Raw genomic sequence first — 22,991 nt, 5'->3', positions numbered from 1 at the left:
GTCCGGGCGCGCGGGCCACGGTCGGACGCGGCCCCCGGGGACAGCCGCCGTTCGGAAGTTCTCCGTACGCCGGCCGCCCGGACTTCCTTCAACGTATGGCACACCGTGACAGCTCGCAAGGCACTCCGTGCCATCAATTTCGCTCAGGTGAAATATTTACCCAACAGGTGAGCGATGATCGATCAACGGAGGTCAGAGGGCGGCTCGGTGTCGTGGCAAGGGATCGATGATCGATCAGAAGGGGCCCGGGCCGGTGTCTCCGGGAATGCGAGAGGCCCCTGAGGTGGCACTGCGTGCCAGATCAGGGGCCAGGGTGGCGGCGGGGCGGCTCTAGCGGTTCTTGAGGGCTTCCTCGATGGTGCGCATGACCTCGGGAAGCGGCGCGTCCGTGCGCGCCACGGCCACCAGCACCTCGCCCGAGTGCGCGACCTGCGCGGGCGGCGCGGCGGGCGTGCGGCCGGCCCCGATACCGGTGCCGAACGTACGGCGCACGATCGCGAAGGCGTGGTCGAGCTGCGTCTCCACATCACCCTGGCCGCCGGCCCGCAGCCAGCGCCGCAGTACGTGGTTGTGGGCGGTGACGACGGCGGAGGCGGCGACCTCGGCGAGCAACGGGTCGTCGTTGCCGTCGTGGTGGGCCTGCTCGTCGAAGTGGCCGAGGAGGTAGCGGGTGAAGAGGCGCTCGTAGCGGGAGACCGAGGCGATCTCGGCCTGGCGCAGCGTCGGCACCTCGCGGGTGAGCTGGTAGCGCGCCACGGCCACGGCGGGCGAGCCCGCGTACATCTTCATGACTTCCTTGATGCCGCGGCAGACGGTGTCGAGCGGGTGCTCGAGCGGCGGCGCCGCGTTCAGGACGGCCTCGGCGCGCACCAGGGTGTCGTCGTGGTCCGGGAAGATCGCCTCTTCCTTCGAACGGAAGTGGCGGAAGAACGTGCGGCGCGCGACGCCGGCCTGCGCGGCGATCTCGTCGACCGTCGTCGCCTCGTACCCCTTCGTGGCGAAGAGCTCCATCGCCGCGGCCGCCAGCTCACGGCGCATCTTGAGCCGCTGAGCGGCCGCCCGGTTGCCAGCGGCGCTCTCCGGAGCGTCGGGCGTAGCGGAGGTACGGGAGGGCTGGGCGGCCTTATGAGCGGGCGTCATGCCCCGAACGTACTGCATGTACGTTCCAAAACGCTCCCCGGTTGACGGGCTGCCCGGTGCTCCGAGCAGCCCGCCCCAGTGGGACCCGGCTCCCGCGTCCGGCTCAGCGCCGGGCATATTCGCGGAAGCCACGACCCGTCTTGCGGCCGAGGCAGCCCGCGGCCACCAGGTGTTCGAGCAGCGGCGCGGGCGCGAGACCCGGGTCGCGGAACTCGCGGTGCAGCACCTTCTCGATGGCGAGGGAGACGTCGAGGCCGACCACGTCGAGCAGTTCGAACGGGCCCATCGGGTAGCCGCCGCCGAGCTTCATCGCGGCGTCGATGTCGTCGAGCGAGGCGTAGTGCTCCTGGACCATCTTGATCGCGTTGTTCAGGTACGGGAACAGCAGCGCGTTCACGATGAACCCGGCCCGGTCGCCGCAGTCCACCGGGTGCTTGCGGATGTGCAGGGTCAGGTCGCGGACGGTGGTGTGCACGTCGTCCGAGGTCAGCACGGTCCGCACGACCTCGACGAGCTTCATCGCCGGGGCCGGGTTGAAGAAGTGCATGCCGATCACGTCCTGCGGGCGCGCGGTGGCGCGGGCGAGGGCGACGACGGGCAGCGACGAGGTCGTGGTGGCGAGGATCGCGCCGGGCTTGCAGATCTTGTCGAACGTGGCGAACAGCTGCTGCTTGATCTCCAGGTCCTCGGCGACGGCTTCCAGGGCGAGATCGACGTCGGCGAACGCGTCGTAGGACCCGGCGGGCGTGATGCGCGCGAGCGTCTGCTCGGCCGTCTCCGCCGTCATCCGCCCCTTGTCGACAGAGCGCGAAAGGGACTTGCCGATACGGGACTTGGCCTTCTCGGCCTTCTCCTCGCTGCGGGCGGCGAGGACGACGTCGTAGCCGGCCTTGGCGAAGACCTCGGCGATCCCGGACGCCATCGTGCCGGAGCCCGCGACACCGACGGAGCGGACCGGGCGGGAGGGGCTCGCGGTCTCCTGCGCCGACGGCGTCAGCGCGTCCGGCACCACGACCGAGCTGCCCGGCTCCTCGTACGTGTAGAAGCCGCGGCCCGCCTTGCGTCCGGTCAGGCCCGCCTCGCTGAGCTGCTTGAGCACGGGCGCCGGCGCGTGCAGCCGGTCGTGCGACTCGCAGTACATGGCGTCGAGGACGGTGCGCGCGGTGTCGACGCCGATGAGGTCGAGCAGGGCGAGGGGCCCCATGGGCAGGCCGCAGCCCAGCTTCATCGCGGCGTCGATGTCCTCGCGGGAGGCGTACTTGGCCTCGTACATCGCGGCGGCCTGGTTGAGGTAGCCGAACAGCAGCCCGTCGGCGACGAAACCGGGCCGGTCGCCCACCGCGACGGGCTCCTTGCCCAGTTCGAGCGCCAGGTCGGTGACGGCGGCGACCGCGGCCGGCGCGGTCAGCACGCTGGAGACGACCTCGACGAGCTTCATCGCGGGGGCCGGGTTGAAGAAGTGCAGTCCGATGACGCGCTCGGGGCGGGCGGAGTCGGCGGCGAGGCGCGTGACGGACAGCGCGTTCGTCCCGGTGGCGAGAATCGTCCCGGGCCGCACGATCCCGTCCAGCGTCCGGAAGATCTGCTGCTTGATCTCGTACGACTCGGGGGCGACCTCGATCACCAGGTCGGCGTCGGCGGCGGCCGCCAGATCGGTGAACGTACGGAAGCGGGCGAGCAGTTCCGCGCGCTCCTGCTCGGTGAGGTGCTCGCGGCGCACCGCACGCGCCGTCGAGGCCCGCAGCGCCACGGCCGCCTGCGCGGCGGCCCTCTCGCTGATGTCGATGCCGATGACCTCGCGGCCGGCGCGGGCCAGGACCTCGGCGATGCCGGTGCCCATGGTGCCGAGGCCGACGACGGCCACGGTGGAGATGCGGGACAGGGGAGCGTCCATCTGGGAACTCCAGAAGTGAGGGTGACGACCGAGGGCGTACGCGGGGCGCCGGAAGGCCTACGCAGTGAGACCTACGGCGTGCGGCGTACGAAAAGGTGAGGAGAGCTGAGGTGAACGTGCCGTGCCGACTGATGCTCTGCACGGAGAACCGACCGGCCCTGTCCCGGAGCCATGTCGTGCTGCTCGAACTTCGGTAGCGCGTACCGAACCGACTGCACTTCCGGACGGCTGCGTCACCAGGCCGTCAGAAGTGGTGCTGCGGGAAGTGTGCCCCGCTCAGATGAGATTAACCGGCGAGTAACGAGCGCGCCAGCCCTCGGCATCGGCCAGTCTCTGTGATCTATGTCGCCGCAGGCACGGCGCGTCTTACCCTCGTCCTCATGGACGAAGAGTCGCGAACGGTGACAGAGCGCATCCGGAAGGAATCCGGCGGCACGCCCGCCTTCGACCAGCTTGCCGCCACGCGCGACAGGGACGAGCTGGCCGGGGTACTCACCGCGCCGCAACAGCCCCTGTGGGCACGTGAGTTGGCGGCCTACCGGCTCGGCATCGCCGGCGACCACCGCGCCTTCGAATCTCTCGTCCTCCTGCTGAACCATCGCGATCCGGAACGCTGCGCGGCGGCGGCGCAGGCCCTGGCGGTCCTGGGCGACCCGCGCACGGCCCGCGCGGCGGCGGCCCTCGCCACGAACGAGCTGCGCGTCGCCTACGCCCTGCATCCGGTGCGGCTGCTCACCCAGCTCCGGGCTCCCGAGTCGGCTCCGGCACTGATCACCACGCTCCGCCGCCGCCTCGCCCCGCACGACCCGTACCGCAAGGTGGCCCTCGCCTGCGTCGAGGGGCTCGGCAGCCTGGCGGACCCGCGCGCCCGTGACGTCCTCACGGAGGCGAGCACGCACCCCCGCCTGGCGATGGCGGCGTCGGCGGCCCTGGCCCGCCTTCCTATGGAGTGAGCCCGCTTTCCTGTGCCGGTTCCCTACGGGGTGAGCCCGAGTCCGTCTTTCCGCGGGGCGGGCCCGAGCTTCCGCACGTACCGGACCTCGGGCACTCTCACCCCGCCCACCTCGTACGGCTCCCGGGCCCCGTCGGTCACGAACCCGGCCCGCTCGTAGAAGCGCCGGGCCCGTGCGTTGCCCTCCAGGACCCACAGCCGCATCGTGGAGTGCCCCGCGTGCGCGGCAGCGCCCGCACACGTGTCGAGCAGCGCTCGCCCCACTCCGGTCGACAGGTGCCCGGGGTGCGCGTACAGCGCGTACAACTCGGCCTCCCCGGGCGGCACATCACGATCCCGGGACGGGCCGTGGCAGGCCCACCCGACCACGGCCCCGTCACGCTCGGCGACGAACTCCGGCACCCGCCCGAACATCTCGCGCCGCCGCACCGCGTCCCGCGCCACGCTCATCGCGTCGAGATGGGCCTGCGGCATCAGCCCGGCATACGCGACCTGCCACCCCCGCACCCGCACTTCGGCCACGGCGTGACAGTCGTCCAGGGTCATCGGCCGGACCCGCAGGTCCAGGGCGGTCACTCCGCCGTCACGGCGAACGCCTCGATCTCCATCAGAAACTGGGGACCCACCAGGCCGGCCACCTGTACCGCCGACGCCGCCGGCAGCCGGGCCGGGTCGAGGAACGTGTCGCGGGCCTCGCGGATCGCGGGCATGGAGGCCATGTCCGTCACGTAGTAGGTCAGTTTGACCACGTCGTCGAAGCTCGCCCCTGCCGCCGCCAGACACCGCCGCAGGTTCTCGAAGACCTGCCGGGCCTGGGCCGACGGGTCGTCGGGGCCGACCAGTTCGCCCCGCTCGTCGAGGGCGAGCTGGCCGGACACGGCGACGAGCCGGCCCGTGCCCATGACCACATGCGTATAGGCCGTGGCCGGTGCGACGCCGTCGGGAGCGGGGAGGTGGGTGAGGTGGGTCGGTGGGGTCATGGGGCCATCCTCACCCACCCCCGCGGGACCATCCGAATCAGCCCCGGAAGCCGAGCAGGCCGTGCAGTGCGGCGCCGTGGGACGAGGTCGGTGACGGTGCCGCCGCCTTCGTCCCGAGGGGCTTCGGGTCCGGCAGTTTCTTGCACACCGCGTCCGCCTCGCCGTCGCCGCGCGGCACCTTCCCGGACGTGAGATAGGCCGCGAGGTGGGCGTCGAGGCACTTGCTGCCGCTGAGGGTGATGCCGTGGTTGCCGCCGCCCTCCTCGACGACCAGGCTCGATCCGCGCAGCAGGTGGTGCATCGTGACGCCGCCCTCGTACGGGGTCGCTCCGTCGTCCGTCGCCTGGAAGAGGAGGACCGGCGGGATCGCGGCGTTCGACACGCCCCTCGGGTGCAGCGTCCTGGTGGGCCAGAACGCGCAGGGCGCGTTGTACCAGGCGTTGTTCCACGTGGAGAACGGCGCCTTCTCGTGCGTCCGCCAACTGTCGTCACGCCACTGGTTCCAGTTCCGCGGCCACCACGCGTCACGGCACTGGACAGCCGAGTAGACGCTGTAGCTGTTGTCCCCCGCGGCGTCGACCGCCGCGAAGTTCTCGTACGCCTCGACCAGCGGATCCGGGTCCTTGGCATTCACGTACGAGGCGAACGCGTCGGCCAGGTAGGGCCAGTAGCCGTTGAAGTAGCCGCCGGGCAGGAACGTGTCCTCAAGCTCAGCGGCCCCCACCTTCTTGCCCGCGGGCTTCTTCGCCAGCGCGTCGCGCATCGCGTTCCACTTGACCTCGAGCTTTGCCGGATCCTTGCCCAGCTTGTACGTCGCGTCGTACTTGGCGACCCACGCCAGAAGGGCCTGGTGCCGGGCGTTGAAGGCGACGTCCTGCGTCAGGTTGTCCTGGTACCAGACGCCCTCCGGGTCGACGACCGAGTCGAGGACGAGCCGCCGGACCCGCTCGGGGTAGTACTTCGCGTAGACCGCGCCCAGATAGGTGCCGTACGAGTAGCCGAAGTAGTTCAGCCTCTTCGCGCCGAGCGCGGCCCGGATCGCGTCCATGTCCCTGACGGAGCTGACCGTGTCGATGAACGGCAGGACATCCGGGTACTTCTTGCCGCACGCCTGCGCGAAGGACTCCGCGCGCTTGAGGTTCGCCCGCTCGATCGCCTCGGTCTTGGGCACGCTCGGTGGCCGTACGGGCTTGAAGTGGCCGGGTTTGCAGTCGAGCGCCGGTTTGCTCTTGCCGACGCCGCGCGGGTCGAACCCGATGACGTCGTACTGCGCGGCGACCTTCTTCGGCAGGTTCGCCGCCACGAACCCGGCGAGCGTGAGCCCACTGCCGCCCGGCCCGCCGGGGTTGACGAGCAGCGGCCCCTGGAACGTCTTCGCCGTGTGCGGGACCCGCGACAGGGCGAGGGTGATCTGCCGCCCCCCGGCACGGTCGTGGTCCAGCGGCACCCGCAACGACGCGCACTGCAGCGTCGGGTACTCCTTGATGCCGCACTTCTTCCAGCTGACGGCGGCGCGCGACTGCGAATCCGCGGCGCCCGCGGCTCCCGCGGCCGGGACGAGAGCCGTGGAGGCGGCCAGCGCGGCGATACCGATACCGCACAGAGCGACTGCGCGTTTCTTCATGGGGCCTCCCAGGGCGGAGGAATCAGAGCCGGCGCTCAGTCGACGGCTCCTGCGGCATGTTCCCGTAAACCCTGGGGGGAAGAATCCGTTCTGTCGGAATTTGACCCGATCGTAGGCTCGACCGCTCGCCCGAGTGCGCTCACAACAGGGTGAGCTGCGTCGGCGCGGCCGGATCGGGCGCCGGGCTCTGCTCCGGTACGCGGAGGCGTCGCGGCAGCCCCGGGCGCGAAGGCCCGATCCCGTACTCCTCGGCGAGCTCGTGCACCTGCCGGGTAAGCCGGCGCTGGTACCACTTGGGGGCGTACGCGCCCTCCGCGTACAACCGTTCGTAGCGCCGCACCAGATGCGGATGGTGCTGGGCGAGCCAGGTCATGAACCACTCGCGCGCGCCCGGCCGCAGATGGAGCACGAGCGGCGTCACGGACGTCGCGCCCGCCCGGGCGATCTCCCGCACCGTCGCCCGCAGCTGCTCGGGCCGGTCGCCGAGGAAGGGGATGACCGGCGCCATCAGCACCCCGCATCCGATCCCGGCGTCGGTGAGGGCGCGCACGACATCGAGGCGGCGCTCCGGCGCGGGCGTGCCCGGCTCGACGGTGCGCCACAGCTCCTGGTCCACGAAGCCGACCGAGACCGAGATGCCGACGTCCGTCACCTCGGCCGCCTGCCGCAGCAGATCGAGGTCGCGCAGGATCAGGGTGCCCTTGGTCAGGATGGAGAACGGGTTCGCGTGATCGCGCAGCGCCTCGATGATGCCGGGCATCAACCGGTAGCGCCCTTCGGCCCGTTGGTAGCAGTCGACGTTCGTGCCCATCGCGATGTGGTCGCCGGACCAGCGCCGGGACGCGAGATGGCGGCGCAGCAGCTCCGGAGCGTTCACCTTCACCACGATCTGGCTGTCGAAGCCGAGCCCGGTGTCCAGGTCCAGATAGCGGTGGGTGTTGCGCGCGAAACAGTAGACGCAGGCGTGTGTGCAACCCCGGTACGGGTTGACCGTCCATTCGAACGGCATCCGGGACGCGCCGGGCACCCGGTTCACGATCGACCGGGCCCTGATCTCGTGGAACGTCACGCCACGGAACTCGGGGGTGTCGAAGGTGCGGGTCGTCACCGCCTCCGCGCCGAACAGCGCGGCGTCCGGCGCCCGGCCGTGTTCGACCCGGTCGTCCGTGAGGTTCTCCCAGCGCATGACGCCTCCTCGCCCTCTTCGGTAGCCCTGTGCCCACAATAGAACACATGTTCCCTTGATCGTGCGACCGTACCCGGACCGTGCCCGACCCCCGGTTTTGGCGGGCCGCGCGGAGGGTGGTTGGCTTGGCCGAGCCCATAGGAACCAAGTGCTGGAGGAAAGTCATGGCGCAGGTCGAGGCCACCACGGAGCGTGTCGTCGCCGCGAAGCCGGACGACGTGTTCGACGCCCTCGCCGACTACAACGGCACCCGGCCGAAGCTGCTCAGCGAGCACTTCAGCGAGTACGAGGTGCGCGAGGGCGGCGACGGCGAGGGCACCCTCGTCCACTGGAAGCTCCAGGCCACCAGCAAGCGCATCCGCGACTGCCTGCTCGAGGTCACCGAGCCCACCGACGGCGAGCTCGTCGAGAAGGACCGCAACTCCTCGATGGTCACGACCTGGCGCGTCACGCCCGCCGGCGAGGGCCGCTCGCGCGTCGTCGTCACGACCGTGTGGAACGGGGCGGGGGGCATCGGCGGCTTCTTCGAGAAGACCTTCGCGCCCAAGGGCCTCGGCCGTATCTACGACACCGTGCTCGCCAACCTCGCCACCGAAGTGGAGAAGTGACCCGCGAGTGAAGGAGTGACCCGCGAGTCCGATGGTGCGTGAGGCGGACACCGATCGGTGCTCACCGATTCGAGTGGTTTTCGTTTCGCGCCCCGTTGTACGCCGTAGGGCTCCGACCGGCGCATACGCCGACTGAACCCCGCTGACGTGCGCCTCGTCGCGCTTGCCCCCCGTTGTCGCGTAATGCGAGAAATGGGCGGCGTAAGGGCGACGAGGGGAGCGACAGGTGGGCACAGTGGCGCTGGTGACCGAACCGGTGGGGGAGCGGGAGGCGGTTCAGGAGTCGGCTCCGGTCACCGCCCCCGCACCGCAACAGGCGGTGGAATACGAGCAGTTGCCCGGGCAGGGTCTCAGCCCGCGCCGCGTCCGGATGGTCTTCGTCGGCCTGATGCTGGCGCTGCTGCTCGCCGCGCTCGAGCAGATGATCGTCGCCACCGCGCTCCCGAAGATCGTCGGCGAGCTGCACGGCCTCGACAAGATGTCCTGGGCGATCACCGCCTACCTGCTGACCTCCACCATCGGCCTGCCGATCTACGGCAAACTCGGCGACCTCTTCGGCCGCAAGGGCGTCTTCCAGTTCGCGATCGTCGTCTTCATCATCGGCTCCGCCCTGGCCGGCCGGGCCCAGACCATGGACCAGCTCATCGCGTTCCGCGCGGTCCAGGGCATCGGCGCGGGCGGCCTCATGATCGGCGTACAGGCGATCATCGGCGACATCGTGCCGCCCCGGGAGCGGGGCCGCTACATGGGCCTGATCGGCGCCGCGTTCGGGCTCGCCTCCGTCGCGGGCCCCCTGCTCGGCGGCTACTTCACCGACCACCTCTCGTGGCGCTGGTGCTTCTACTTCAACATCCCGTTCGGCCTGCTCACGCTCGCCGTCACGGCCGTCGTCCTCAAGCTCCCCAAGCCCACGAAGAAGCCCCGGCTCGACGTCCTCGGCGCCCTGCTGCTCGCCACGGCCTCAACATGCCTGGTACTGCTGACCAGTTGGGGCGGCACGGAGTACGCGTGGGGCGACCGGGTCATCATCGGCCTCGGCGCAGGGGCCGCTCTCTCGGCCGTACTGTTCGTGTTCGCCGAGAAGTACGCGGCCGAACCCCTGATCCCGCTGCGCCTCTTCCGCGACTCCGTCTTCAACCTCAGCGGCCTCGTCGGCATGGTCGTCGGTGTCGCCCTGTTCGGAGCGGCCAGCTATCTGCCGACCTTCCTTCAGATGGTCGACGGCGCCACCGCCACCGAGTCCGGTCTGCTGATGCTCCCGATGATGGGCGGCGTCGTCGGCGCCTCGATCCTCTCGGGCCAGCTCATCAGCCACACCGGCCGCTACAAGATCTACCCGGTCCTCGGCAGCGCCCTCTCCTGCGCCGGCATGTATCTACTGTCGCGCCTTGAGGTCGACACTCCGCGCCTCCAATACAGCGCCTACATGGCGGTCCTCGGCGCCGGCATCGGCCTGATCATGCCGGTCCTCGTGCTCGCCGTGCAGAACTCGGTGCGCCCCGGCGACCTCGGCACGGCCACCAGCGCCAACACCTACTTCCGGCAGATCGGCGGCAGCGTCGGCGCCGCGATCTTCGGCACGCTCTTCGCGAACCGGCTCGCCGACGCCCTCGCCGACCGGCTGTCCGCCACCGGCACGGGCCTCCCCGGCGGCGCCGAGTCGATCACCCCGCAGCTCGTGCACGCGATGCCCGAGGCGCTGCGCACCCCCTACATCCAGGCGTACGCGGATGCGATGCCCCGCATCTTCCTCTACTTGGTCCCGGTCCTCGTCCTGGGACTGGTCCTCGCCTTCTTCATCAAGGAGACACCCCTGTTGTCCAGCACAGCCCCCGCCGAGCGGCCCGTCACCCCCCTCGCCCCCGCCCCGGCCGCCCTGCCCGCCCAGGAGCGCGTCCCGTACGCCGCCGGAGTCCCGGTCTGCGGGACGGTGCAGCACTCCGACGGCACCGTCGTGCCGCGCGCCGCGCTCACCCTCATCGACGTCGGCGGCACCCAGATCGGGCGCGGCGCCAGCGGCGACGACGGCCGGTACGCGCTGTCGACGCCGGGCGCCGGCAGCTACGTCCTGATCGCGGCGGCCGGCGGGCACCAGCCGCAGGCCGTCACGGTCACGGTCGGGGAGCGGCCCGTCGAGCTCGACGTGGTGCTCGGCGGCGCGGGCCGCCTCGCCGGCTCGGTCCTCACCGCGGACGGAACGCCCGTGCGGGACGCGATCGTCACCCTGACCAATGTGCACGGCGAGGTCGTCTCGGCCACCCGCAGCGGGCGCGAAGGCGGGTACGTCATCACGGAGCTGGTGGCCGGTGAGTACACCCTGGCCGCGAGCGCGCCCGCGTTCCGCCCGGCGGCCCTGCCCGTGACGGTGATGGCCTCCCGCGAGACGCGGCAGGACGTGGAGCTGGCCGGCGGGGCGGTGCTGCGCGGGACCGTACGGGCCGGCGGCGGGCGGCCCGTGGAGGAGGCCCGGGTCACGCTGCTCGACGCCGCGGGCAATGTGGTGGACACGCTCACGACGGGGGCGGACGGCACGTTCCGCTTCGTCGATCTGTCGTCGGGCGAGTACACGGTAATCGCGGCCGGTTACCCGCCGGTGGCGACCGTGCTGCAGGTCGCCGGGGGCGGCCGTACGGAGCGGGATCTGCAGCTGGGGCACGAGGACTGACCGAACGCGGGTCGGCTGTCAAGGGGCATGCCCCAATTCCCGGGTAAGCACCCGGTGTTGAGGGGCCGCGCGTACCGTGGAAGGAGGCGGTACGCACCCCCTCGGCGTGCCCGGAGGGAAGGAGCGGGAGGATGCCAGGCACCGGTCGAACCCCGCAGGGCCGCGTCCCGCTGGCCGTCGTCGTCGTGGATCAGGCCGGCCGCGTCTCCCACTGGAGCTCCGGCGCCCGCCGCCTCTTCGGCCCCGAGCGACAGGACGCGGTGGGCCGGCCCGCGGGCGACCTGCTGCCCGTGTCCGGCGCCCTCCCGCAGAGCGGGGAGCCCGGCCCGGCGGCCCCCGCCGCGTACGGCACGTACGACGCGATCGGTTCCGATCTCGAGGAGTCGCTGGGCGGCCGCAGCTCCTATCCGGCCGCCGGCCGGGCACGGCTCGACACCAGTGCCGGGCCGTGCGATCGCATCGACGTCCTGTGGTGGGCGTATCCCCTGGTGGGGCCGGGGCCCGAGCGGCTGCTCGTGCTCGCCGTCGACGCCCGCCGCCTCGGCGGCGACGCGGGCCCCGAGGGTGTGGCGGGGGAGCGGATAGCCCCCGGGTTCGCGCTGCACACCGACTTCCCGGCCGCCGACGAGCTGGCCCGCGGACTGCCCGAGATCCTGCCGAGCATGAGCGTGCGGGAGAGCGCCCGCATCGTCGCCCAGGTACTCGAACTGGGCTATCCCGTCCTGGAGTTCAGCCGGCACGACCGGGTCCCCGTCACCGCCGACTGGGGCGTCGCCCGGCGCACCGAGCGCAAGGCGCGGCGGGCGGAGGCGGCGCGCGCTGCCGCGGACGGGGTGCCCTCCCCGCGCGCGCCGCTCGACGACGCCAAGGACGCCGAGGACGCGGATGACGCCGAGGACCTCGAATACGTGGCCGTGCGCGAGCGCCTGGAGTTCCTCAACGAGGTGAGCGGGCGCATCGGTTCGTCCCTCGATCTGTCCCGCACGATCATCGAGGTCAGCCGCGCCGTCGTGCCGCGTTTCACCGACGTGGCCGGGACCTACCTGCGCGAACAGGTGGTGGCGGGCGAAGGCTTCCCCGAGGGACCGCCCGACGCGACCACGATGTGGCACCGCGTCGCCGTCGAGCACACCGACGAACCGGGCCGCTGGGACGATGTGGTGCCGGTCGGCGAATCAATGCCGTTCCCGGTGCACACGCCGTTCTTCCAGTGCATGACCACCGGCGACCCGGTCCTCGTCCCGTACATCTCGGAGGAGATGGGCAACGGGATCGCGGCGCAGTTCGAGAAGCGCGACATCCGCCCGCTGATCAACCACCGGTCCATGCTCGTCGTGCCGCTGAAGGCCCGGAACGTGGTCCTCGGGTTCATGATCCTGCTACGGCACCAGGAGCGGCCCCTCTTCAACGACATGGACCGCGTCACCGGCGCCGAACTCGCGGCGCGCGCGGGCCTCGTACTCGACAACGCGCGCATGTACACGTACCAGGAGTCCGTCGCCGAGACGCTCCAGGACAGCATGCTGCCGCACATAGAACCGCACATGCCGGGCTGTGACATCGCCACCCGCTACCTGCCGGGCACGCTCCTCGGCCGGATCGGCGGCGACTGGTTCGACTCCGTCAAACTGCCGGGCGCGCGCACCGCGCTCGTCGTCGGCGACGTCATGGGGCACGGGCTCAACTCGGCGGCGATGATGGGCCAGTTGAGGACAGCCGTGCAGACGATGGCCGCTCTGGACCTGCCGCCCGCTCAACTCCTGCGCAATCTGGACGACCTGGCGCAGCGTCTCGGCGAGCACTACCTCGCCACCTGCCTGTACGCGGTGTACGACCCCATCGCCGGCGAGCTGCACCTCGCCAACGCCGGGCACATCCCGCCGGTGATCGTGCGCGCCGCCGACGGCCGCAGTGAACTCCTCGACCTGCCCACGGGCGCCCCCATCGGCGTCGGCGGGGTCCCCTTCGAATCCGTACGGCTACCGGTCTCGCCCGGGGACCGCCTGGTGATGTGCACCGACGGGCTCGTCGAGGTGCGCGGCGAGGACATCGGCGTGGGCCTCGCCACGCTCTGCGAGTCGGCGGCGCATCCGGCCGCCTCCATGGACGACGCCTGCGACACCATCATCCGTTCGCTCGCGGGCCGTGGCGGCCGCAAGGACGACGTGGCACTGCTCGTGGTGCGGATGAGCGGTATCGAGAGCGGCGACGTCGCGCAGTGGGACCTCGGACAGGAACCGTCGGAGGTGCCGCGCGCCCGCGGTCTCGTACGGGGACAGCTCGCGCAGTGGGGGCTGCCGGGCATCGCCTACGCCGCGGAGCTCATGGTCGGCGAACTCGTCTCGAACGCCGTGCGGCACGCCGGGAGCGGCCGGGTGCAGCTGCGTCTGGTGCGCTCGGGGACGCTGCTGTGCGAGGTGGAGGACGCCGACCACACGCTGCCGACGCTCCGCAGTACGGGACCGGACGACGAGTTCGGCCGTGGCCTTCGGGTGGTCGCGCACCTGGCGCGCGAATGGGGCACGAGCCGCACCGCGACGGGCAAGACCGTGTGGTTCGAACTCTCCCTGCGGCGCCCGCGGATCTGACGCGCCGGGCACACCCCGGGGGCGCACACCAGCGCACACCCCGTGAAGGTATGGACCGTAACGCTTGTGAGGCGCACCCCCGCGCGGTAAACCGACCTGACACTCCGGCCGAGTCTGCCGTCGTACCTGGGGAGGGCGCATGAGCGTGACCGAGCGCTACAGAGAGGCCTGGGAGAGCTTCTGGGAGGACGCCCCCGCGGAACCGGGAAGCGTCTTCTGGGACGCCGAGCCCGCGCTGACCGCAGGGCTCCATCTCGCGCTCTTCGAACCGGAGTTGACGGCGGTCGGCCTGCCGATGGTGGACCTGGGGTGCGGCAACGGCTCCCAGACCCGCTTCCTCGCCGACCGCTACCGGAAGGTGATCGGCGCCGATCTGTCCGTCGCCGCGCTCGACCGGGCCCGCCACGCGGACCGCGCCGAACAGGCGGAATACCGGCAGCTGGACGCCACCATGGCCGATCAAGTGGCCGCACTGCACGCCGAGTTGGGTGACGTGAACGTCTATATGCGCGGCGTTCTGCACCAGAGCGAGCCCGCGGACCGGCAGCCGTTGATCGACGCCGTGGCGGCGCTGGTCGGCGAGCGCGGGCGCGCCTTCGTCGTCGAGCTGTCCGAGCGGGCCCGGCCGGTCCTGCGGGGCCTCGCGGACCACCCGGCCGGCCCGCCGCCCAAGCTGGCCCCGGTGTTCGCCCACGGCATCGCCCCGGGGGAGGTCTCGGACGCCGCTGTGCCCGCGTATGTCGTCCGGGCGGGCCTCGTGGTGCTCGACTCCGGTGAACTGCCGCTGCTGACGACGGAGTTCACCCCTGACGGGCGTCGGATCGAGCTGCCGTCGCTGTGGCTCGTGGCCGGGCGGGTGCCGGGAGAGGTGGCCGGTCGGGTGGCGGGGAGGCCGGTCCGACGAGGGAAAATGATAGGTTAGCTTAGGCTAAGCTAAGTACGGAGAAGGTGTGCCGGAATCAGGCGCGCCGGGAAGCGGTGGACGATGCGAACGCCTCTGGTCTCGTCCGATCTCTCCTGGGTGGAGGAGGCCGTACGCCCGCGCCCGGCCGTCGGTGCCCGCGTCGCGCGGCTGCTCGACGATCTGACCGGGGTCCAGGGAGCGCGCCGCGACGCGATCGCCGCCGCGTTCTGGGCCGACGTGGGGCGGCTCGGCGCCCCGCTCGTGGAACCGGTCGAGGGGGAGCCCGGCCACCGCACCCTCACCTTCCTGTACCGCGGCCACCGCACGACCCGGCACGTCCTCCTCTTCAGCAACCGCCTCGTCGACCGCGCCCGGCTCGCCGACGCCCTGCTGCACCACGTCCCCGGCACCGACATCTGGCACCTGGGCCTGCGGCTGCGCGCCGACCACCGCGGCACCTACCGGATGGCCGCCGACATCTCGACCGGCGCCCCGCCCGCCGACCCGGACCTGCTCCAGGAATTCCTGCGCACCCTCCAGCGGTACGCGGGACCCGACCCGCTCAACCCCCGCACCATCCCCACCCGTTGGGGCGGCCCGGACTGCTCCGTCTTCGCCCTGCCCGAAGCTCCCGGCCAGCGCTGGGCGCGGCCCACGCGCGCGGTGCCGCGCGGCCGGGTGGAGCGCCACGGCGTGCACAGCCCCGCCCTCGGCGCCACCCGCGACGTCTGGGTCTACCTGCCGCCCGGACACGGCCACCGCGACCTGCCCGTCGTCGTGCTCGGTGACGGCGACATGTGGCTGGACGGCATGGGTTTGCAGGACTCCCTCGACACGCTGATCGCGGACGGCGCGCTGCCGCCGCTGATCGTCCTCGCCCCCGACTCCGTCGACGGGCCCACCCGCTGGCGCGAGATGAGCGCCCGCGACTCCTACGTCACCTTCCTCGCCGACGACGTCCTGCCGTGGGCCGCGGGCCGCTGGCCGCTCACCACCGACCCGCGCCGCACCGTCGTCGCGGGCCAGAGCCTCGGCGGGCTCACCGCCCTGTACGCGGGGCTCGTCCGCGCCGAGCGGTTCGGCAACGTGCTCGCGCAGTCGCCGTCCCTGTGGTGGCATCCCGGACTGCCGTCGGACGGCGGGGTGCCCCAGACGCCGGTCGTCGGCGTGCCCTGGCTCGTCCAGCGCTACGCCGAGGAGGCGCCCCGCGACCTCACCGTGCACCTGGACGTCGGGCTGCACGAGGGGCCGATGGTCGGATACAGCCGCGCGCTGTACGACGCCCTGCGCCCGGCCGAACACCGGATCACGCTCGACGAGTTCAACGGCGGCCACGACTACGCCTGTTGGCACGGCGCACTCCTCGACGCCCTGGTGCGCATGCTGGCCTCATAGCCCCGCACCGCGCTGACGAGCGGAAACGGTGCGGCGGCGACGCCGAACGGCTACGTCATTGGTCTATACCCATGAGAGTTTCGCGGAGTTATCCACAGGCCTGGTGAGGGGCGCCCGGATCCGCGTACGGTTCTGGCCATGAAGATCCTCATCAGCGCCGACATGGAGGGCGCCACGGGTGTGACCTGGCCCGCGGACGTCCTCCCGGGCACACCGCAGTGGGAGCGTTGCCGCTCGATGTTCACCTCGGACGTGAACGCGGCGGTGCTCGGCTTCTTCGACGGCGGCGCCGACGAGGTGCTCGTCAACGAGGCGCACTGGACGATGCGCAACCTGCTCCTCGAGCAGCTCGACGACCGCACGGAGATGCTCACCGGACGCCACAAGTCGCTCTCCATGGTGGAGGGCGTCCAGCACGGCGACATCGACGGCATCGCGTTCATCGGGTACCACGCGGGCGCCGGCATGGAGGGTGTCCTCGCCCACACCTACCTGGCCAACCAGATCACCGGCGTGTGGGTCAACGACGTACGGGCGAGCGAAGGCCTGCTGAACGCGCACGTGGTGGCCGAGTACGGCGTCCCCGTCGTCCTCGTCACCGGCGACGACCACGCCTGCGACGACGCCCTCGGCTACGCGCCGGAGGCCCGCAAGGTCGCCGTCAAGGACCACGTGTCCCGGTACGCGGCGGTGTGCCGCACCCCCGCGCGCACGGCCGCCGACATCCGGGCCGCCGCCAAGGACGCCGCGTCCCTCGCCGTGCGGCACGAGCCGGTAGCGGCCGGCCCGTTCACGGTCGAGGTCGAGTTCGACGCCGAGCACCTCGCGATGGCGTCGACCGTCGTGCCCGGGGTCGAGAAGATCGGCGAGCGTAGGATCGCGTACACGCACGAGACCATGTACGAAGGCATCCGCACCTTCAAGGCGGTCACCACGATCGCCTCGGCCGCGGTGGAGGAACAGTATGGCTGACCAGCATTTTTCGACCGTCGACGAGCAGGCGCTCGACGAGGTCGTCACCTTCACCTCCGAGCTGATCCGCATCGACACGACCAACCACGGAGGCGGCGACTGCAAGGAGCGCCCCGCCGCCGAGTACGCGGCGGCCCTGCTCTCCGAGGCGGGCCTGGAACCGACGATCCTGGAGCGCACGCCCGGTCGCGGCAATGTGGTGGCGCGTATCGCGGGCACCGACCCCACCGCCGACGCGCTCCTGGTCCACGGCCACCTCGACGTCGTACCGGCCGAGGCCTCCGACTGGAGCGTCCACCCGTTCTCCGGGGAGGTCCGCGACGGCGTCGTGTGGGGCCGTGGCGCCGTCGACATGAAGAACATGGACGCGATGATCCTCGCGACCGTCCGGCAGTGGGCCCGCGTCGGATTCCGGCCCCGGCGCGACATCGTCATCGCGTTCACCGCCGACGAGGAGGCCAGCGCCGAGGACGGCGCCGGGTTCCTCGCCGACCAGCACGCGGACCTCTTCGAAGGGTGCACCGAAGGCATCAGCGAGTCCGGGGCTTACACCTTCCACGACGGCGGCGGCAAGCAGATCTACCCGATCGGCGCGGGCGAGCGCGGCACCGGCTGGCTCAAGCTCACCGCGCGCGGCAAGGCGGGCCACGGCTCCAAGGTGAACCCGAGGAACGCGGTGACGCGTCTCGCCGCCGCGATCACCCGCATCGGCGAGCACCAGTGGCCGCTGCGGCTCACGCCCACCGTCCGCGCGGCCCTGTCCGAACTCGCGGCGCTGTACGGCATCGAGGCCGACGTGCACGCGGCGGACTTCGACGTCGACGCGCTGCTCACCCGGCTCGGACCGGCGGCAGCCCTCGTCGAGGCGACCGTGCGCAACAGCACCAACCCGACGATGCTGTCCGCCGGTTACAAGGTCAACGTGATCCCCGGCGAGGCCACCGCGCACGTCGACGGCCGCTTCCTGCCCGGCGCCGAGGACGAGTTCCGCGCCGCCCTCGACGCGCTCACCGGACCGGACGTCGACTGGGAGTTCGCCCACCGCGAGGTCGCGCTCCAGGCGCCGGTCGACTCGCCCACGTTCGCGAAGATGCGGGCCGCGGTGGAGCAGTTCGCCCCCGAGGGACACACCGTTCCCTACTGCATGTCCGGCGGCACGGACGCGAAGCAGTTCTCCCGCCTCGGCATCACCGGCTACGGTTTCGCCCCGCTCAAGCTGCCCGAGGGCTTCGACTACCAGGCACTTTTCCACGGCGTCGACGAGCGGGTGCCCGTGGAAGCGCTGCATTTCGGAGTGCGGGTACTCGACCGGTTCTTGCGCTCGGCATAGGCCCGGCCCCTACACGCGCGACGCACTAGGAAAACGTGGAGGACACGAAGAATATGGAGGGTCTGAGGTAAATGGGGGGCGGGAACGACATGGTGCAGACGCAGGGCTACGGCTCCTGGCCGTCGCCGATCGACGCCGCGCTGGCCGCGGCGCACGACGGCAAGCCCGAGTACGTCGGGTTCGTCGGTGACGAACCCTGGTGGACCGAGCCACGGCCCACCGAGGCGGGCCGCCGCGCCCTGGTGCGGCGCCGGCCCGACGGCACGGAGGAGTCGGTCCTGCCCGCGCCGTGGAACGTGCGCAGCCGTGTCATCGAGTACGGCGGCCGCCCCTGGGCCGGCGCGGACCGCCCCGAGGGCCCGCTGCTGGTCTTCGTGAACTTCGCCGACCAGCGGCTGTACGCGTACGAGCCCGACGCCCCCGGCGCGGTGCCGCGGCCGCTCACCCCGCTCTCCGCCGTCGGCGACGGTCTGCGCTGGGCCGACCCGCAGCTCCACCTCGACCGGGGCGAGCTGTGGTGCGTCCTGGAGGAGTTCACCGGGGACGGGCCGACCGAGGTGCGGCGCGTGGTCGCGGCCGTCCCGCTCGACGGCTCGGCCGCCGAGGACCGGTCCGCGGTGCGCGAACTCACCGACGACGCCCACCGGTTCGTCACCGGCCCCCGGCTCTCGCCGGACGGCCGGCGGGCCGCCTGGATCGCCTGGGACCACCCGCGCATGCCGTGGGACGGCACGGAGCTGCTGGTCGCGGAGGTCACCGCGGACGGCACGTTCGGCCCCGCGCGGACCGTGGCCGGCGGGCCCGAGGAGTCGATCTGCCAGGTGGAGTGGGCCGCCGACGGGGCGCTCCTGTACTCGGGCGACGCCAGCGGCTGGTGGAACCTGTACCGGCTCGACCCGCAGGGCACGGACGGTGCGGACTTCGGTGCCGCCCGGCCGCTCTGCCCCCGCGACGAGGAGTTCGGCGGCCCGATCTGGAAGATCGGCCTGAGCTGGTTCAAGCCGCTGGGCGCCGGACTCATCGCCGTCGTGCACGGAGTCGGCGCCACCGCGCTCGGCGTGCTCGACCCGGAGACCGGCGAGGTCGTCGACACGGCAGGACCCTGGACCGAATGGTCCGCCTCCCTCGCCGTGCACGGCACCCGCGTCATCGGCGTCGCCGCGAGCCCGCGTACCGCCACCGAGGTCGTCGAGCTCGACACGGCCACCGGACGCGCCCGCGTGATCGGCGCCGCGCACCGCGACCCCGTCGACCCGGCGTACTACCCCGAGCCCCAGATTCGCACCTTCGCGGGGCCCGACGGCCGCTCCGTCCACGCCCACATCTACCCGCCGCACAGCCCCACCCACGCGGCCCCCGACGAGGAGCTCCCGCCGTACGTGGTGTGGGCGCACGGCGGCCCGACGGGCCACTCGCCGCTCGTCCTCGACCTGGAGATCGCCTACTTCACCTCGCGCGGCATCGGCGTCGCCGAGGTCAACTACGGCGGCTCGACCGGTTACGGGCGGGAGTACCGCAACCGGCTGCGCGAGCAGTGGGGCGTCGTCGACGTCGAGGACTGCGCGGCCGTCGCCCTCGCCCTCGCCGCCGAGGGCACCGCCGACCGCGACCGGCTCGCCATCCGCGGCGGCAGCGCCGGCGGCTGGACCAGCGCGGCATCCCTGACCAGCACGGACGTCTACGCGTGCGGCACCGTCATCTATCCCATCCTCGACCTCACCGCGTGGGGCAGCGGCGAGACCCACGACTTTGAATCGCAGTACCTGGAATCGCTCGTCGGCCCGCTCGCCGAGGTCCCCGCACGCTACGTCGAACGCTCCCCGGCCGAACACGCCGACCGGCTCACCGTGCCCTTCCTGCTCCTCCAGGGCCTGGACGACGTGATCTGTCCGCCCGTCCAGTGCGAGCGGTTCCTCGCGCGGGTGGAGAGCGAGGGGCGGCGCGTACCGCACGCGTACATCGCCTTCGAGGGCGAGGGGCACGGCTTCCGCCGGGCGGACACCATGGTCCGCGCCCTCGAAGCCGAACTCTCCCTGTACGCCCAGGTGTTCGGGTTGCATCCGACCGGCATCCCCACCCTGGAGCTCACCAAGTGATACCGCTGGTCCGTCCGGCGCGGCTGGCCCCCGGCGCCCGGGTGGCCGTCGTCGCGCCGAGCGGGCCCGTGCCCGAGGACCGGCTTCAGGCGGGCCTGGACATCCTGCGCGGCTGGGACCTCGACCCGGTCGTCGCGCCCCATGTCCTGGATGTGCACGCGGAGTTCGGCTATCTGGCGGGCTCCGACGCCGACCGTGCCGCCGATCTGCAGCGGGCCTGGTGCGACCCCGGGATCGACGCCGTGCTGTGCGCCCGGGGCGGTTACGGCGCGCAGCGCATGGCCGACCTGCTCGACTGGACGGCGATGCGGGCCGCGCGGCCCAAGGTGTTCGTCGGGTACAGCGACATCACGGCGCTGCACGAGGCGTTCGCCGTCCGCCTCGGTGTCAGCACGCTGCACGGGCCGATGGTCGCCGCGGCGGACTTCCTCAAGAGCGCGCGGGCGCAGGACCATCTGCGGGCCACGTTGTTCGAGCCGGAGTCGGTGCAGGTGATATCCGCGGTGGACGGGGCCGGGGTGCTGGTGCCCGGCGTCGCGCACGGGGTCACGCTGGGCGGCTGCCTGTCGCTGCTCGCCGCCGATCTCGGTACGCGGCACACGCGTTCCCCGGCGGGGGGCGGGCTGCTCTGTCTGGAGGACGTCGGGGAGGAGACGTACCGCATCGACCGGTACCTCACGCAGCTCCTGCGGGCGGGGTGGCTGGACGGGGTCTCGGGGATCCTGCTCGGGTCGTGGGCGGAGTGCGAGCCCCTGCGCGGGCTTCTGGCGGACCGGCTGGGTGGGCTCGGGGTTCCTGTGGTGGAGGAATTCGGGTTCGGGCACGGGGAGGGGGCGTTGACGGTACCCCTTGGGGTGGCGGGTCTTTTGGATACGGCCGCTTTGACGTTGACTCTGGATGTGGCGGCGCTGAGCTGACGCCCGTTCGCTTGTGACCCCGGGCTGGTGGGGGCGATCGCGCCGTTCCTCGCGCCCCTGGGGGTGTGGTTGTCCGGGGGCCCGGCGGGGCCGATCGCGTAGTTCCCCGCGCCCCTGGGGTGTGTGGTTGTCCGCGGGTTCGGTGGGGGCTGGTCGCGCAGTTCCCCGCGCCCCTGAGATGCGCACTGCGTGCGCCATCTCAGTAGGCGCGTGGGGACGCGCCCCCATGGGGCTGCGGCGAAGCCGCATGCTCCAGGGGCGCGGGGAACTGCGCGACCAGCCCCCACCGGGCCCGCAGCGGCGATCCACCGCGACCAGCCCCGCCATCCGCCGCGCCGGGATACCGGGACCAGCCCCGCCGCGGCGGGACACACTTACCGCCCCCGTCACCCGTCACCCATCACCCGTACGGGCCCTCGGCCGCTGCGGGATCGTCGTCCTCCCGCACATGCTGGGCGGGGGAGGCGGTGACGGTCTCCGGGGGAACGACGGGAAGGGTCCACCGATGAGCCCCAAGGACACCGCGAGCTCCGCGAAGGGCGGCTCCGGCGCGTTCACGCCGGCCAGGATCGCGGTACTGGTCCTGGTCGTCCTCGTCCTGGTCTTCATCTTCGAGAACACCCGGCAGGTGAAGATCAGGCTTCTCGTCCCCGAGGTCACCATGCCGCTGTGGGTGGCGCTCGCGGCCGTCGCCGTCATCGGCGCCGTCTGCGGGGGTTATTTCGTGGCGAGGCGACGTAAGTGAGGGCCCGCAGGTGGAGCTCCGGCGGTGGCGCGGCGCGGCCTGCGTAAGGTGGCCGGATGATCGCCCGCCACCTCGCCGAAGGAGCCCGTGTCGCGCTGCGGCACATCGCCGTCACCGACGCCGACGAGTTCACCGCGCGCGCCCGCGAGAGCCGGGAGCTGCACCACCCCTGGCTCTTCCCGCCGCTGGGCAAGGACGCGTTCGCCGCGTACGCGGGGCAGCTGGTCGACGATCCGGCCAAACACGGCTTCCTGGTGTGCGAGCGAGAGAGCGGCGCCCTCGCCGGATTCATCAACATCAACAACGTCGTCCAGGGCGGCTTCCGCAGCGGCGCCCTCGGCTACGGCGCCTTCGCGCACGCCGCCGGACGCGGCCTGATGTCCGAGGGGCTCGACCTCGTGGTGGGGCATGCCTTCGGGCCGCTCGGGCTGCACCGCCTGGAGATCAACGCGCAGCCCGGCAACGCCGCCTCCCTCGCGCTCGCCCGCCGCGCCGGGTTCCGCCGGGAGGGCTTCTCGCCGGACTTCCTCTTCGTCGACGGGGCCTGGCGCGACCACGAACGCTGGGCGCTCACCGCCGAGATGCGGGCCCGCCCGGCTACCGCGCGGCCCGGCCCGGCTTCCGGTTGATCTTCATGGTGTCCATGTCGGTCACCGTCGAGCGCAGCTCGCCGTGGCCGAGCCCGCGCTCGCGCAGATACGCCTCGGCCTGCTCCTCGGCGAGCGCGCCCGCCATCTCGTCGCCGTCACCCGGGTCGGACTCGACGACGTAGCGCATCGAGAAGTGCTTGAGGGTGCGGTCGTACGCGAGCGACCCCTCGGCCGAGAACCGCATGCCCGCGATGCCCTCGTGCTCCGCGACCTCGGCGAGCAGCCGCTCCCGCGCCGCGTCGCCGAGGCCCTCGAAGGTGGCGCGGACGATGACCCGGTAGGTGTGGCTCTCGGCCATGATGCGTGGCGCTCCTCGTACGCGCGGCCGCTGACGCGACCGCTGCT

General features: G+C 72.0%; 19 protein-coding genes. 12 read left to right on the top strand and 7 right to left on the bottom strand.

Translation table 11 applies throughout. From position 1 onward, the window contains the following. Positions 1-330 precede the first annotated feature (330 nt). Together ABD366_RS11815 and ABD366_RS11810 are read right to left on the bottom strand one after the other, a co-directional pair. The gene (locus ABD366_RS11815) at positions 331-1,158 is read right to left on the bottom strand and encodes a TetR family transcriptional regulator (RefSeq protein ID WP_324773388.1); all 828 of its coding nucleotides are present in this window, start codon (positions 1,156-1,158) and stop codon (positions 331-333) included. An 85-nt stretch (positions 1,159-1,243) separates the two neighbouring features. After that, a complete protein-coding gene (locus tag ABD366_RS11810; protein ID WP_324773390.1) occupies positions 1,244-3,034 on the bottom strand; it encodes a 3-hydroxyacyl-CoA dehydrogenase family protein in 1,791 nt (596 codons plus the stop codon). Positions 3,035-3,414: 380 nt separating this feature from the next. On the opposite strand from ABD366_RS11810, the gene ABD366_RS11805 reads away from it, so the two are divergent. Then, positions 3,415-3,987: an adenylosuccinate lyase gene (locus ABD366_RS11805; RefSeq protein ID WP_324773392.1), complete on the top strand. Its 573-nt coding sequence runs from the start codon at positions 3,415-3,417 to the stop codon at positions 3,985-3,987. Between the two features lie 23 nt (positions 3,988-4,010). On the opposite strand, the gene ABD366_RS11800 is transcribed toward ABD366_RS11805, so the two are convergent. The 4 genes from ABD366_RS11800 to ABD366_RS11785 all read right to left on the bottom strand — a co-directional run bounded on the left by ABD366_RS11800 (position 4,011) and on the right by ABD366_RS11785 (position 7,776). Beyond that, the gene (locus tag ABD366_RS11800) at positions 4,011-4,532 is read right to left on the bottom strand and encodes a GNAT family N-acetyltransferase (protein WP_324773453.1); all 522 of its coding nucleotides are present in this window, start codon (positions 4,530-4,532) and stop codon (positions 4,011-4,013) included. Between the two features lie 26 nt (positions 4,533-4,558). Further along, the gene (locus tag ABD366_RS11795; protein WP_324773394.1) at positions 4,559-4,966 is read right to left on the bottom strand and encodes a RidA family protein; all 408 of its coding nucleotides are present in this window, start codon (positions 4,964-4,966) and stop codon (positions 4,559-4,561) included. 37 nt (positions 4,967-5,003) lie between these two features. Further along, positions 5,004-6,590 carry an alpha/beta hydrolase gene (locus tag ABD366_RS11790; protein ID WP_324773396.1) on the bottom strand — a complete coding sequence of 529 codons (1,587 nt, stop codon included), beginning with the start codon at positions 6,588-6,590 and terminating at the stop codon, positions 5,004-5,006. Between the two features lie 139 nt (positions 6,591-6,729). Next, entirely contained in the window at positions 6,730-7,776 is a 1,047-nt protein-coding gene (locus ABD366_RS11785; protein WP_324773398.1) for an Rv2578c family radical SAM protein, read from the bottom strand. A gap of 164 nt (positions 7,777-7,940) precedes the next feature. On the opposite strand from ABD366_RS11785, the gene ABD366_RS11780 reads away from it, so the two are divergent. The 11 genes from ABD366_RS11780 to ABD366_RS11730 all read left to right on the top strand — a co-directional run bounded on the left by ABD366_RS11780 (position 7,941) and on the right by ABD366_RS11730 (position 22,625). Beyond that, a complete protein-coding gene (locus ABD366_RS11780; protein WP_324773400.1) occupies positions 7,941-8,384 on the top strand; it encodes an SRPBCC family protein in 444 nt (147 codons plus the stop codon). 226 nt (positions 8,385-8,610) lie between these two features. Next, a complete protein-coding gene (locus ABD366_RS11775; RefSeq protein ID WP_411293839.1) occupies positions 8,611-11,049 on the top strand; it encodes an MFS transporter in 2,439 nt (812 codons plus the stop codon). Between the two features lie 131 nt (positions 11,050-11,180). Next, on the top strand, positions 11,181-13,637 hold the full coding sequence (locus tag ABD366_RS11770) for an ATP-binding SpoIIE family protein phosphatase (protein ID WP_324773402.1): 2,457 nt from the start codon (positions 11,181-11,183) through the stop codon (positions 13,635-13,637). A 139-nt stretch (positions 13,638-13,776) separates the two neighbouring features. Continuing rightward, positions 13,777-14,559 (top strand): class I SAM-dependent methyltransferase, encoded by a 783-nt coding sequence (locus ABD366_RS11765; protein WP_324773404.1) that lies wholly within the window; start codon positions 13,777-13,779, stop codon positions 14,557-14,559. Positions 14,560-14,622: 63 nt separating this feature from the next. Then, entirely contained in the window at positions 14,623-15,936 is a 1,314-nt protein-coding gene (gene fes, locus ABD366_RS11760) for an enterochelin esterase (protein ID WP_324773406.1), read from the top strand. A gap of 138 nt (positions 15,937-16,074) precedes the next feature. Next, positions 16,075-16,908, top strand: a complete 834-nt coding sequence (locus ABD366_RS11755; RefSeq protein ID WP_324773408.1) for a M55 family metallopeptidase — start codon at positions 16,075-16,077, stop codon at positions 16,906-16,908. Next, a complete protein-coding gene (locus ABD366_RS11750; protein WP_324773409.1) occupies positions 16,901-18,238 on the top strand; it encodes a M20/M25/M40 family metallo-hydrolase in 1,338 nt (445 codons plus the stop codon). The genes ABD366_RS11755 and ABD366_RS11750 overlap by 8 nt, the downstream gene beginning before the upstream one ends. Before the next feature lie 89 nt (positions 18,239-18,327). Then, positions 18,328-20,334: a prolyl oligopeptidase family serine peptidase gene (locus ABD366_RS11745; RefSeq protein WP_411293840.1), complete on the top strand. Its 2,007-nt coding sequence runs from the start codon at positions 18,328-18,330 to the stop codon at positions 20,332-20,334. Then, the gene (locus tag ABD366_RS11740) at positions 20,331-21,251 is read left to right on the top strand and encodes a S66 peptidase family protein (protein ID WP_324773413.1); all 921 of its coding nucleotides are present in this window, start codon (positions 20,331-20,333) and stop codon (positions 21,249-21,251) included. Before ABD366_RS11745 ends, ABD366_RS11740 begins: the two co-directional genes overlap by 4 nt. Positions 21,252-21,756: 505 nt before the next feature. Further along, positions 21,757-21,996 (top strand): LapA family protein, encoded by a 240-nt coding sequence (locus ABD366_RS11735; protein WP_324773415.1) that lies wholly within the window; start codon positions 21,757-21,759, stop codon positions 21,994-21,996. Between the two features lie 56 nt (positions 21,997-22,052). Then, on the top strand, positions 22,053-22,625 hold the full coding sequence (locus tag ABD366_RS11730) for a GNAT family N-acetyltransferase (RefSeq protein WP_324773416.1): 573 nt from the start codon (positions 22,053-22,055) through the stop codon (positions 22,623-22,625). Here the strand turns inward: ABD366_RS11730 and ABD366_RS11725 are convergent. Next, positions 22,594-22,944: a DUF6204 family protein gene (locus ABD366_RS11725; protein ID WP_324773418.1), complete on the bottom strand. Its 351-nt coding sequence runs from the start codon at positions 22,942-22,944 to the stop codon at positions 22,594-22,596. The two genes, ABD366_RS11730 and ABD366_RS11725, sit on opposite strands and share 32 nt — an antisense overlap. Positions 22,945-22,991: the final 47 nt, after the last annotated feature.

Source organism: Streptomyces kunmingensis, from assembly GCF_039533535.1.
In the GTDB taxonomy this organism is placed as follows: domain Bacteria; phylum Actinomycetota; class Actinomycetes; order Streptomycetales; family Streptomycetaceae; genus Streptomyces; species Streptomyces kunmingensis.
This window is presented reverse-complemented; position numbering and strand designations above follow the sequence as displayed.

Coding starts and splice junctions, on each gene's coding strand:
- ABD366_RS11765 (WP_324773404.1), top strand. CDS start 13,777: ATGAGCGTGACCGAGCGCTACAGAGAGGCCTGGGAGAGCTTCTGGGAG.
- ABD366_RS11780 (WP_324773400.1), top strand. CDS start 7,941: ATGGCGCAGGTCGAGGCCACCACGGAGCGTGTCGTCGCCGCGAAGCCG.
- ABD366_RS11730 (WP_324773416.1), top strand. CDS start 22,053: ATGATCGCCCGCCACCTCGCCGAAGGAGCCCGTGTCGCGCTGCGGCAC.
- ABD366_RS11805 (WP_324773392.1), top strand. CDS start 3,415: ATGGACGAAGAGTCGCGAACGGTGACAGAGCGCATCCGGAAGGAATCC.
- ABD366_RS11735 (WP_324773415.1), top strand. CDS start 21,757: ATGAGCCCCAAGGACACCGCGAGCTCCGCGAAGGGCGGCTCCGGCGCG.
- ABD366_RS11810 (WP_324773390.1), bottom strand. CDS start 3,034: ATGGACGCTCCCCTGTCCCGCATCTCCACCGTGGCCGTCGTCGGCCTC.
- ABD366_RS11795 (WP_324773394.1), bottom strand. CDS start 4,966: ATGACCCCACCGACCCACCTCACCCACCTCCCCGCTCCCGACGGCGTC.
- ABD366_RS11815 (WP_324773388.1), bottom strand. CDS start 1,158: ATGCAGTACGTTCGGGGCATGACGCCCGCTCATAAGGCCGCCCAGCCC.
- ABD366_RS11745 (WP_411293840.1), top strand. CDS start 18,328: ATGGTGCAGACGCAGGGCTACGGCTCCTGGCCGTCGCCGATCGACGCC.
- ABD366_RS11770 (WP_324773402.1), top strand. CDS start 11,181: ATGCCAGGCACCGGTCGAACCCCGCAGGGCCGCGTCCCGCTGGCCGTC.
- ABD366_RS11785 (WP_324773398.1), bottom strand. CDS start 7,776: ATGCGCTGGGAGAACCTCACGGACGACCGGGTCGAACACGGCCGGGCG.
- ABD366_RS11750 (WP_324773409.1), top strand. CDS start 16,901: ATGGCTGACCAGCATTTTTCGACCGTCGACGAGCAGGCGCTCGACGAG.
- ABD366_RS11790 (WP_324773396.1), bottom strand. CDS start 6,590: ATGAAGAAACGCGCAGTCGCTCTGTGCGGTATCGGTATCGCCGCGCTG.
- ABD366_RS11755 (WP_324773408.1), top strand. CDS start 16,075: ATGAAGATCCTCATCAGCGCCGACATGGAGGGCGCCACGGGTGTGACC.
- ABD366_RS11800 (WP_324773453.1), bottom strand. CDS start 4,532: ATGACCCTGGACGACTGTCACGCCGTGGCCGAAGTGCGGGTGCGGGGG.
- ABD366_RS11725 (WP_324773418.1), bottom strand. CDS start 22,944: ATGGCCGAGAGCCACACCTACCGGGTCATCGTCCGCGCCACCTTCGAG.
- fes (WP_324773406.1), top strand. CDS start 14,623: ATGCGAACGCCTCTGGTCTCGTCCGATCTCTCCTGGGTGGAGGAGGCC.